At 31.7% G+C, this 12,027-nt stretch carries 8 protein-coding genes and 1 other annotated feature; all 8 genes read right to left on the minus strand.

Annotated elements, in window-relative coordinates; translation table 11 throughout:
* Positions 1-59 precede the first annotated feature (59 nt).
* Positions 60-1,817 carry an arginine--tRNA ligase gene (gene argS, locus B2694_RS15070; RefSeq protein WP_346886434.1) on the minus strand — a complete coding sequence of 586 codons (1,758 nt, stop codon included), beginning with the start codon at positions 1,815-1,817 and terminating at the stop codon, positions 60-62.
* Between the two features lie 178 nt (positions 1,818-1,995).
* Positions 1,996-2,337: a hydrogenase maturation nickel metallochaperone HypA gene (locus B2694_RS15075; protein ID WP_346886435.1), complete on the minus strand. Its 342-nt coding sequence runs from the start codon at positions 2,335-2,337 to the stop codon at positions 1,996-1,998.
* A gap of 95 nt (positions 2,338-2,432) precedes the next feature.
* Positions 2,433-5,123: an FAD-dependent oxidoreductase gene (locus B2694_RS15080; RefSeq protein ID WP_346886436.1), complete on the minus strand. Its 2,691-nt coding sequence runs from the start codon at positions 5,121-5,123 to the stop codon at positions 2,433-2,435.
* A 31-nt stretch (positions 5,124-5,154) separates the two neighbouring features.
* Positions 5,155-5,826: a hydrogenase nickel incorporation protein HypB gene (hypB, locus tag B2694_RS15085; protein WP_346886437.1), complete on the minus strand. Its 672-nt coding sequence runs from the start codon at positions 5,824-5,826 to the stop codon at positions 5,155-5,157.
* 284 nt (positions 5,827-6,110) lie between these two features.
* Positions 6,111-6,833: a 4-fold beta flower protein gene (locus B2694_RS15090; protein ID WP_346886438.1), complete on the minus strand. Its 723-nt coding sequence runs from the start codon at positions 6,831-6,833 to the stop codon at positions 6,111-6,113.
* A 1-nt stretch (position 6,834) separates the two neighbouring features.
* Positions 6,835-7,194 (minus strand): hypothetical protein, encoded by a 360-nt coding sequence (locus B2694_RS15095; protein WP_346886439.1) that lies wholly within the window; start codon positions 7,192-7,194, stop codon positions 6,835-6,837.
* A gap of 354 nt (positions 7,195-7,548) precedes the next feature.
* Entirely contained in the window at positions 7,549-9,456 is a 1,908-nt protein-coding gene (thrS, locus tag B2694_RS15100; protein WP_346886440.1) for a threonine--tRNA ligase, read from the minus strand.
* Positions 9,457-9,521: 65 nt separating this feature from the next.
* Positions 9,522-9,752 (minus strand) — a binding site (T-box leader).
* An 87-nt stretch (positions 9,753-9,839) separates the two neighbouring features.
* Positions 9,840-11,492: a ribosomal protection-like ABC-F family protein gene (gene abc-f, locus B2694_RS15105; protein WP_346886441.1), complete on the minus strand. Its 1,653-nt coding sequence runs from the start codon at positions 11,490-11,492 to the stop codon at positions 9,840-9,842.
* Positions 11,493-12,027: the final 535 nt, after the last annotated feature.

A 12,027-nucleotide genomic window follows, 5' to 3' on the forward strand; every position in this document is an offset into this window, starting at 1 on the left:
GATGGAGACGAATTGCTTTAAATCCCATCCATGACTAAAAGAAAAAGGACTGCAGTATATTACATTTTTTCAACACTTTCCATGCCTAATAAATCTAAGCATTGTTCTAATACATCTTTAACTAAAGTAATAAGAACTAACCAAGAAATTTTTTTATTTTCATCTTCTTCATATAATATTCTTGTATCATTATAGAATTTATTAAAGTTATTTGATAATTCATAAACATATTCACATATCTTATGTGGTGCACGTTCTCTAAAGCTCAGCTCAATTACTTCATTAAATTTAATTAATTGTAACATTAGGTTTCTTTCTGTATCACTTTGTGGTTCTAATACATTTTCCGTTAACTCAGATGTGTTAGCTTTATTTAAAATAGATTTAATTCTTACTATTGTATATAAAATATATGGTCCTGTATTCCCCTCAAAGGAAGCAAATCTATCTATATCAAATATATAATCCTTTGAAGCTTGATTTGATAAATCACCATATTTTAAAGCTGCTAAACCTACCTTTGATGAGATTTCTTCAACATCTCCTGCTGATATATTTTTATTACCTTTAAGTTTTTCTTTACCCGCTTCTTTAATTAAATTTATTAAATCTGCAAGCCTCATTACTCCACCTTCACGAGTTTTAAATGGTTTTCCATCTTTTCCATTCATTGTTCCAAAGCCTATAAAATCTAATTCTACATTCTCACCTGCAATTCCAGATTTTTTAGATGCTCTAAAGAATTGCTCATAGTGAAGTCCTTGTCTTTTATCAGCTAAGTATATTATTTCATCAGCCTTATAGTTTCTAACTCTCTCTACAACTGTAGCCAAATCAGTTGTTCCATATAGTGATGCTCCATCTGATTTCAATAATAGTAATGGTGGAAGTACACTCTTATCCTCTTCCTTACTTACATCAATAACTAAGGCCCCTTCACTTTCATAGCAATATCCATTATCCTTTAAATATTTTATCATATCCGGAATAAACTTTTGTGCATCGCTTTCACCATTCCATAATTCAAAGTCAACATTTAATGCACCATAATTTTTCTTTAAATCATTAACAGAAACATTTAATATGTGTTTCCATAATGCTAGATATCCTTTTCTACCTTGTTGAAGCTCAACGGTAGCTTGTTTTGCTGCATTCATAACCTTTTCATCATTCTTAGCAAGGCTGCTAGCATAAGGATATATTTCTTCTAATTCATCTATTGTAAATGGGGCTTCTTTTGGATACTCTCCAGTAAAACCTTCATTAAAATAAGGTAAATTTGGATTACGTCTTTCAACTTCAGAGATAACCATACCCATTTGAAGACCCCAATCACCTAAGTGAACATCTCCAATTACATCATGACCTATAAACTTAGCAATTCTTTTTATACTTTCTCCAATTATTGCTGATCTTAAATGACCTATATGTAAGGGCTTTGCAACATTTGCTCCACCATAATCTATAAATATTTTTTTAACTTTTGTAGCAGATGAAGTTCCAAACTTTTCATCATTATTCATCTTATTTACATAGTCAATTATTAATTTATCATTAACCGTTATATTAATAAACCCAGGTCCTGCAATTTCTAATTTAGAGAAAAATTTATTTTCTTTCAATTTTTCAACAACTTCTTGCGCTATGACACTGGGTGCCTTTTTGTATTTCTTAGCATTAGCTAAAGCACCATTGCATTGATACTGACATAAATCTGGTCTATTAGATACAGTTACCTGTCCTGATTCTTTATCATATCCTAGCTCTTCAAAAGTACTTTTTACTACATCACTTATTTCATCAATAAATATCTTCACACTATACCTCCTATTTTCTTACTAAATATAAATCTATGGTGTCATAAACATTTAAAACATTGCCATTTATAATAAATTGTAGTATCCTCATTAAATGTTAATCGCTTGTCCATATTATTCCCCTAGTAAAATATCTTATACGTATTTCTATCTCATCTCTTATCTTTTAAGTCTTACCTTAACAAGCAACTATTTCCTTTATCATAAATTCTTTTCCACATAATAGCTCCCATTCTTCACTTGTACAGCTTGGACACTTACTACTATTCTCAATGATATTAAAAACTTTTCTACATTTTTTACAGATTGCATTACCTGGTAATATTTCAATCTTTAATTTTGTGTTCTGTAATCTTGTACCATCTACTGCTACTGGATAACAAGATTCAATATATTTAGGAATCATTGAAGAAAGTTCTCCAATTTGTAAAACTATTGTATCTATTTTCTTTAATCCATTCTTTTCTGCGAAATTTTCAACAGTTTTAACCACTTCAATTACTACACCTAATTCATGCATTAAAATCACCCTTCTTATCTAGGTAAAAAGGTGGAGGGTAACTATATGTTCCCTCACCTTTTCTCCTGTAATATGTCAATTATTTCGTTTTATTTTTAAGAATCTTTTGTGAATAACTTTTTAATCTTTCTAGCTGTGATTACACCTTTACGCTTAATTATATTTTTAACAATTATAGGTTTAAGCTTTTCAAGTGGTACACTTTGTGCATCATATTTTCTAAAAAGTGTAATAGCATCAAACTTACATCTGGTTGTACATGCACCACAGCCTATACATTGATATTCATCTGTAATTGTAGCACCACAGCCAAGGCAACGTTCTGTTTCCTTCATCACTTGCTCTTCAGTAAATGTAGGGCGTAAATCCTTAAAGGTTTCTTTTGATCTCTTTCCATCTACATGGTCTACTCTCTGCCTTGGTATGCGGTCATATCCTTGTAATGTTAAGTTTTCTTTATCAAGTGCAGAGTACTGTCTTCTATCTCTTCCAAGAACTAAGCTCTGTCCAGGTTGAACATAGCGATGAATTGAAATTGCACCTTCTTTACCTAAAGCAATGGCATCAATAGCAAACTTAGGACCTGTTAATACATCCCCACCAGCAAATACATCTGGCTCCCCTGTCTGTAGAGTGAAGGAATCTGCTTTCACTGTGTTGTTTGGATTCAATTCTATTTTGCTATCTTCTAGCAATCTACCCCAATCCATTCCTTGACCTACTGAAATTAGAACATGATTTGCCTTCACAATCTTAGTGATATCTTCATCAAATATAGGACTAAATTTCCCATTATCATCAAAAACTGAAAGACACTTTTTAAATTCTATGCCTATAACTTTCCCATTTTCTTCGAGAATTCGCTTTGGACCCCAAGAGTTATTGACTTCAATACTTTCTGATAATGCTTCTTCAATTTCTTCTTCAAGGGCTGGCATTTCCTCTCGACTTTCAAGACAAAACATGTTAACCTTTGAAGCTCCAACTCTTGTAGCTGTTCTTGCAACATCAATAGCAACGTTACCGCCACCAATTACAACCACGTCTCCTTTAAGGTTTACCTCATTACCCAAGTTTACATTACGTAAGAAATCAACCCCTGTAATAACCCCTTCTGAATCTTCACCCTGGATACCAAGATTTCTGCCTAACTGAGCACCGATTGCAATATAGAATGCTTCATATCCTTGACCTCTTAAGTATTTAAGACTTATGTCTTTACCTACTTCAATACCAGTTTTAAATTCTACTCCTAGTTCTCTTAAAATATCTATTTCTGCATTTATAACTTCTTTTTCTAATCTATAAGAAGGAATACCAAGGGTAAGCATACCACCAAGTACCTTTTGCTTTTCAAACACCGTTACCTTATAGCCATCAAGAGCTAAATAAAAAGCACAAGAGAGACCTGAAGGACCAGCTCCTATAACTGCAATCTTATTACCATATTCATGTCTTAATTTTGGCACATAACGAGTATCCATTTTCAAATCTTGTTCAGCAATAAATTTTTTGATTTCATCTATAGCAACTGGCTCATCAACATCTCCTCTAGTACAAGCAGATTCACATTTTCTTGGACAAATACGCCCGCATACAGCCGGAAACGGATTTTCATTCTTAATAAGTTCAAGCGCTTCTTTGTATCTTCCTTGAGATGCTAGCTTAACATAACCTTGAACAGAAATATGTGCTGGACATTGTGTTTTACAAGGACTTGTACCTGTATCAACAACATTTTTCTTGTTGATACGATGATTAACATTCCATTTATCTGGACCCCACTCTGTATTGTAGGCAAAGTCAACTCTCTTCTTCTCAACAATTGGTGTTTTAGCACATAATTTTTGACCTAATTTCAATGCATTAACTGGACAAACTTGAACACACTCTCCACAACCAACACATTTGTCTTTATCAACTCTTGATACATAATTTGAACGCACCATATCATTATTTAAGAACATTCCTGCAATTCTCGTAGCGTAACATGAACAGCCGCAACAGTTACAAATGGCATGAGTTTTTCCTGGACCATCTGCATTTGGCATTTGGTGCATTAAGCCATTTTCTTCGGCTCTTTTAATGATTTCAAAAGCTTCTTCGCGGGTTATTGCTCTGCCTCTTCCTGTACGGATATAGTATTCAGCAGCATGACCAAGCTGAATACACATATCTTCCTTCAAGTGGCCGCAACCTTCTCCCATAGCTTCTCTTGATGTACGACAAGAACAATCTGAAACTGAGAAAACAGTATTTTCATTGAGATATTTAGAAACTTCCTCATAGGATGCTCTTCTTGTTTCACCTTGAATTGATGTTTCTATAGGGATAACACGCATAGGGCCTGTTCCTACTGGAAAAATGCCTGCTGTTATAGGTGCTTTTTTTCTTCCATAGGCCTCAAAAGCCTCAGCAATTTGCTTATAATTCTCAACATTTTCCTTATGTGGATGGTTAACTATCATTTCCATGTGCCCTGGAACCCAAATCTCAAACCAGTACTTGTCGACACCATCTTCTTCACCAACAAAGCAAACACCAGCAAGGGCTAATTCCCATAGAATTCTCTTTGTTTCCTCTAAAGATTTTCCACATAAAGCAGCAACTTCTTCTGCGCTCTTTGGTTTACGGAATTCAACACAAAGTCCTACTTCTGCCATTTCTTCTGTAACAACTGGTTCCAAAATTTTATATTCTGGATCCTCCGGCTTTATTTCATTTTTTGAACCAGGTTTTATCTTACTTATATGATTGGCAAGTTCTAATACTTTTACTTTTACCATACCCATTCCCCCAATAATTTTTCAATATACCCTATTTTTTATTCCAATCTTTTACTTCATTACGTATCCAGTTAACCCAGTCATCAATTCCCTCACCAGTTCTAGCAGAGATTGGGATAACCTTAATATTGGGATTCAATTTTTTCACACGCTCTTTCACTGCTTCTAAATCAAAGTCAAAATAATCTATTGCATCTATCTTGTTAATTAATAAAACATCAACAATGGAAAACATCAAAGGATATTTTAAGGGCTTGTCATCTCCCTCTGGTATACTTAATATCATGGCATTTTTTGATGCACCAGTGTCAAATTCTGCTGGACATACTAAGTTTCCTACATTTTCTAATATTACAAAATCAACATCTTCTGTTCCTAATCCATTTAGTCCTTGTTTGGTCATATCTGCATCCAGATGGCACATGCCACCGGTATGCAATTGTATTACCTTTGCACCAGTCTTTGAAACAGTATTAGCATCCACATCTGAGTCAATATCAGCTTCTAAGACCCCAATACTCATTTCATCTTTTAAAGCTTCAATTGTTCTTAAAACAGTTGTTGTTTTCCCTGACCCTGGTGATGACATTAAATTTAACAAAAAAGTCTTATCTTTTTTTAAATCTTCTCTAAGTAGTTCTGCTTGTTTATCATTGTTTTCGAAAACATTTTGCTTAATCTCGATAACTTTATACATATCCATACTATTTTACACCCCCATTTAATTTTTCTTTTTTACATTAAAACATAAAAAATATTACTTACAATAAAATTGTATCATGTAATCCATATTAATGAAATATATTCCCATATATGCTTTAATATGATATATCTTACTATATACTATCTGTTATTTTCTCTTTGATTATTTAAAAATTTTGTAGCATGATTGCTACCAAGACTTTGAACAATATATTCAATTTCAACTCACCACTTAAACTAACAAAAAATCGCACCTACTTATGGTGCGATTCCTCTCTTTATGTCTCAACTTAACTTTTTTAATTCTTCCATTAAATATGAAATTGCCTCTTCCTTTGTTTCAGGTTTATCATGTCCCAGAACATAAGTATTAAAATCAATTTCTTTAATTAACTCAATAAAACACCCTAACTTATCCTTATCATATTGGCCATTATTATCATAGTGATCTTCACAATCTGCATCGCCAATAAACACCACTTTTTCTTCGGGTACATAAATCAATAGCGAATCTTCTGAATGAGGTGCTTCAATTTCAGTTATTTCGCAATAAATTCCACCCAAATCAATTTTTAAACTTCCGCTAAATTCTATATTTGCAGAAGTTACTTTTATATCTTGTCTGTTTGAATACTCCAATTTAATACATTTGTCACACATTTCAATATCTTTACCTGTTTCAAGTCTACTTTTCATATCATCATCAGACCATTGCCATGTTGCAACTTCCTTCAATTTTTTATTTGTCAATTGTCCAGCAATTGTCTTTCCTACTACTACGAAACCAAGACTCCCCACCACAGGTCCACTAGTACTCCAAGCCACAATCCTCCCATCTCTATCTAAAAGATTGGTACCTCTTAATTCGCCAATCCATATTCTAGTCTTCGTTGCCCAAATATAATTGTAATAAGCATATGCTACCCATTTTAAATCCTTATCAAATACATTACTATGTTCTACTAACCACCCAACAAAATTAGCCTTTTTATCATATAATGGATCCATCTTAAGACTCATTAACTGTACATCCAGTCTTTTCTTTTTTATCAATAACAGGTATTAGCAAATCCTCAAATATGTTTGAAGCTACTAATTTGCCAGTTTCAATAAGATAATTTTCCACTTCTTCCATGCCACGCCCTAAAACATAAGCAGAAACTGTTTTGTCTCTTGCTATGTTAAAAAAAATCCATCTTCTATAGAATAAGAAATAAAGAGCTGCAATTATTTCAATTCTACAATCATTTGGAATCTCATAATTAATTTTATTGCATACTTCATAGCCATAGGTAAAGAAGTCCCTATATAATTGAAATAGTAAGCTATATCTAAGCAATCTACGTTCTTCAAGTATTAATAAATCCATAAAACACCTCATACAATTTATATTTCTTTGAAGCGGATTTATATATAATATGCATCATATGTAATTTATTGCACTAAATCCAACATGTAATTATTAATACATCATGAATCAATAATTATCCATAAATTTACTTTATCTATAAATACTTTAACCGAACATTTACTATCAAGCCTATTTTATTTTTGCTGAAAACACAAAATAACATCCATTTTCAGGATGTTATTTTATATATTTACCTTATTTTATCCGATGACTATCAGCTCTAATACTCCCATCTTCTTCAAAGTGGGACTAAAGAGCTGTTATGTCCCTGGATAACGATTTCTAAAGCTTCATAGAAGCTAAGAACTCTGTTTATAATTCTTTATTCCTTATTTCATTACTGATTCTTTCTATTAAAGATTCTAATTTAAAAGTTCCTTCATCTCCATTTTTTCTACTACGTAGTGAAATTGTATTTTCTTTTTCTTCCTTTTCTCCTACAACAATAATATAAGGTATTCTTTCATTTCTAGCTTCTCTTATTTTATAGCCTATCTTTTCATCTCTATAGTCCATTTCAACTCTTATTCCATTTTCACTTAGCTTCTTTTTAATACTCTCTGAATACTCATTGAATTTATTTGATATAGGCAGTACCTTTACTTGAACCGGAGCAAGCCATGTTGGAAACTTTCCTGCAAAGTGTTCAATTAATATACCTAAAAATCTTTCTATACTTCCATATATTACTCTATGAATAACTATTGGTCTATGTTTCTCATTATCACTTCCAATATACTCTAATTCAAACCTTTGAGGTAATTGAAAATCTAATTGAATTGTTCCACATTGCCATGTTCTTCCTATACTATCCTCAAGATGAAAATCTATCTTAGGACCATAAAATGCTCCATCACCTTCATTTATTTTATAGTCTAAACTTAATTCATCTAAAGCCCCTTTTAAGGAGTCTTCTGCTAATTCCCAGTCTTCATCACTTCCCATGGAATTATCTGGTCTTGTAGAAAGCTCGAGATTATACTTAAATCCAAATTTTGAATAAACTTTATCAATGAGCTCTATTACCCCTTTAATTTCTGATTTTATTTGATTTGGTAACATAAATATATGAGCATCATCCTGTGTAAAAGCTCTTACTCTCATAAGTCCATGTAATGCTCCTGAAAGTTCATGTCTATGAACTCTACCAAGTTCACCTACTCTCATTGGAAAATCTCTATAGGAATGAGCTTCAGATTTATATACTAACATTCCTCCTGGACAATTCATTGGCTTTAATGCAAATTCCTCATCATCAATAATTGAAGTATACATATTCTCTTTATAATGATCCCAGTGCCCAGAAACTTCCCATAATCTTTTATTAAGCATTATTGGAGTCTCGATCTCAACATAACCTGCTTCTGCATGCAAAGTCCTCCAAAAATCAATTAAAGTGTTTTTAAGAACTACTCCTTTAGGTAAGAAAAATGGAAATCCTACGCCTTCATCAACAAAGTTAAATAATTTTAGTTCTTTGCCTAATTTTCTGTGATCCCTTTTTTTAGCCTCCTCTACATTATGCAAATGAGTTTCAAGTAATGTATTATTTGCAAAGGCAACACCATATATTCTCTGTAGCATCTTATTTTTTTCATTGCCTCTCCAATATGCCCCAGCTACACTTGTTAGTTTAAAAGCTTTTACATACTTTGTAGATGGTATATGAGGTCCTCTACAAAGATCAATAAACTCTCCCTGCTTATATAGGGAAATTTTCTCTCCTTCTGGTAAGTCTCTTATAAGTTCAACTTTATAAGTTTCCCCTTTTTCCTCCATTAGCTTAATTGCGTCTTCTCTAGAAACATCTATTCTCTCAAATTTCAAATTTTCTTTAATTATGTTATTCATTTCTATTTCAATCTTATCTATATCTTCAGCAGATAAGGGACTTTCAATATCAAAATCATAATAATAACCATTTTTTATGGAAGGTCCTATAGCAAGTTTCGAATTGCTATAAATTCTTTTTACTGCTTGAGCCATAATATGTGCTGTTGAATGTCTAATTACTTCAACAGCATTTTCATCATCATAGGTTAAAATATTTACCTGGTTATTATCTTTTAATTTGCAACTTAAATCAACCAACGTTCCATTTACTTCACCTACTATTGCTGATTTAGCTAAATTTTTGCTAATTGAACTTGCAAGATCATAAACATTAGAATCATCACAAATTTCTATTATTGAACCATCTTTAAGTTTTATACTTATCATACTTATCCCCTCCTTAACAAAATTTATTGAATTAGTTATTATACGACAAAAAAGCATCCGTCCCACCTTGGGACGAATGCATAACATCCATGGTTCCACCCAAATTGAATTAAAATAACTCAATTCATCTCAAATTTTATAACGGTATTTACCGATGGCATTTTACTAATATTAGCTAATCAGCCATAACTCTAGGGTTAGTTTTCTTATAGTCATATTTAGGAATGCTTACAGTCGGTGACACTCCCTCTCTATAAATTGTACTCTATAATACTCGTCCCTTTCATTGTTCATTTTATTTTTAATTTTAAAGAGCTCTGTGCACTTCCTCTTATTGAAAACAATACTATCACTTTTGCAATATGTTGTAAAGAGTTTTCTTACTATTTTGATAAATTTGTTTTTAACGTTTTTAATTTACCCAATAATTCATTATATTCTTCATCCAGTTCAACTACATCATCCTTTTTTGATGGCATTGATAACCTTCCAACAACTTCTGAAAGACGATTTTGCAATATGAAAATTTCATTTTCAATTTTTTCTTTATCATTATATTTATTTTTATTTTTGCTTTCTAAATACTCATTATAATTACCTTTAAACATCTTAATTTTATGATTTTCTATAGTCATTATATTGTCTGCAATAGATTCTACAAATCTTCTATCGTGGGATACAAACAATAAAGTGCTATAATAATCTTTAAGTACATTTTCTACAACCTCAAGAGAGTTTATATCCATATAATTAGTTGGTTCATCTAATATAAGAAGATTTATATTTTGTAATAGCATTTTTGCAAAGGATACTTTAACTCGTTCTCCTCCACTTAATACACTTACTTTTTTATAAATATCTTCTCTTTTAAATAATAATCTTGCTAGTAGTATCCTAGCGAAAGTTTCATCATATATGCTACTTTCCATTACATTTTCTATAATAGTATAATTTTCTTTTAAAATGTCAATAGCTTGACTAAAGTATCCTATATTTGCTCCTTTAGCAATTCTAATGGATTTATCATTGTCCATTATCATCTTTATTAAAGTACTCTTTCCACACCCATTAGGACCAATGAGTGCTACCTTTGAGGTGTTATATATGCTAAATTCAGCATTATCTAGTATCATCTTCTTGTCAAATGCCTTAGTTATATTTTTAACCTCTATAACTATTTTACTATGGAGCTTATTTGAATCCTCAATGTCTAGCTTTATACTAACTTGTTCTTTGGGTTTCTCTTTAACTTCAAGGTGATCTATTCTCTTTTCAATATTTTTCACCGCTCTTTCAATGTTTGCCCTGGCCTTTTGACCTCCCATCTTGTGAAGCCTAGCCTCAGAATTTCCCATTCGTTTAGGAGTAGTTTTTATACCTTTCACCCTTTGTTCTGCATCGATAATTACACTTTGAAGTCGCTTCTTTTCTTTTTTATACTCCTCATATTCAAATTCAGCTCGATCTCTCTCCTTAGCTTTCAAAGCAGCATAGTCACTGTAATTACCATAATATATTTTTATTCTTCCATCCTCTATTTCTAAAATCTTATTACATAACCTATCTAAGAAGTTTCTATCATGGGATATAAGAATTAGAGATCCTTTATATTTTTCAAAACTTTTTTCCATAAGCTCAATGCCCTCTATATCCATATTGCTAGTAGGCTCATCTGCAAATATCAACTGACTATTCTGGCTTAGTGCATAAGCAAGTTTAAATCTAGTCTTTTCTCCTCCACTCATGTTCCCATTCCAAATACTCTCTACATTAAATCTAGAAGCCATTTCACTAGTTATTGATATACTTTCTGGTTCTTCTAACTGTGATATATATGAGTATGTTCCATATAACTTAACATGGCCTTCATCTGGCTGCAATCTTTGGCACAATATATTAATTAATGTAGTTTTACCCACTCCATTTACACCTACAACACCTATTCTATCCTGGGAACAAACCTTTAAATTTTCTATATCCAAGATGGATCTATCACCAAAACTTTTTTTAATATTACTACATTCAACTAATAACAAAAAATCCCCTCCCTATAACCTGGAGAGGATAGCATCGCAACTATATCATAACCTTTAATTTGCACTAAATAAAACCTTAAAATATATACAAAAAAAATTAGTATATATTAGGATTCAAAGTCATAATTAAGGTTAATAACACACTATATTGACAAACCATCAACAGTTACAAAAATACTATCCACTCACAAAATCAAATAAAATGCATAACAACAAAGCCTTTCTTGAGGCCTCATTCTAATTTTGATTTCTCATAAATAAAAGTGAATTATATTCTCATGTCTGCAAATACCTTGCCTTTCTTAAAATTGAGTTTAAACTACTCAATGATAATTATATAAATGACTCATTGATATGTCAATTTATTTAATTCCAAACCAGAGCTTTAGCATGAAAATTCCAGTAAAATTTTTATTTTTACTTTAATTGTAATCTATTCAAGCTAGTTAAAGGACTGGTAAGTCCACAGACCGATAGGTCTTAATAATAGATATAAATCCCCCTTACCCCACAAAAACTTCATAATTATTTTCCA

The sequence above is a fragment of the Clostridium sp. UBA4395 genome, from assembly GCF_002390995.1.
Taxonomy (GTDB): Bacteria; Bacillota; Clostridia; order Clostridiales; family Clostridiaceae; genus Clostridium_J; species Clostridium_J sulfidigenes.

Excerpts from the sequence above, each read along its gene's own strand:
- B2694_RS15095 (WP_346886439.1), bottom strand. The coding sequence starts at position 7,194 with ATGGATTTATTAATACTTGAAGAACGTAGATTGCTTAGATATAGCTTA.
- hypB (WP_346886437.1), bottom strand. The coding sequence starts at position 5,826 with ATGGATATGTATAAAGTTATCGAGATTAAGCAAAATGTTTTCGAAAAC.
- B2694_RS15090 (WP_346886438.1), bottom strand. The coding sequence starts at position 6,833 with ATGGATCCATTATATGATAAAAAGGCTAATTTTGTTGGGTGGTTAGTA.
- B2694_RS15075 (WP_346886435.1), bottom strand. The coding sequence starts at position 2,337 with ATGCATGAATTAGGTGTAGTAATTGAAGTGGTTAAAACTGTTGAAAAT.
- B2694_RS15080 (WP_346886436.1), bottom strand. The coding sequence starts at position 5,123 with ATGGTAAAAGTAAAAGTATTAGAACTTGCCAATCATATAAGTAAGATA.
- thrS (WP_346886440.1), bottom strand. The coding sequence starts at position 9,456 with ATGATAAGTATAAAACTTAAAGATGGTTCAATAATAGAAATTTGTGAT.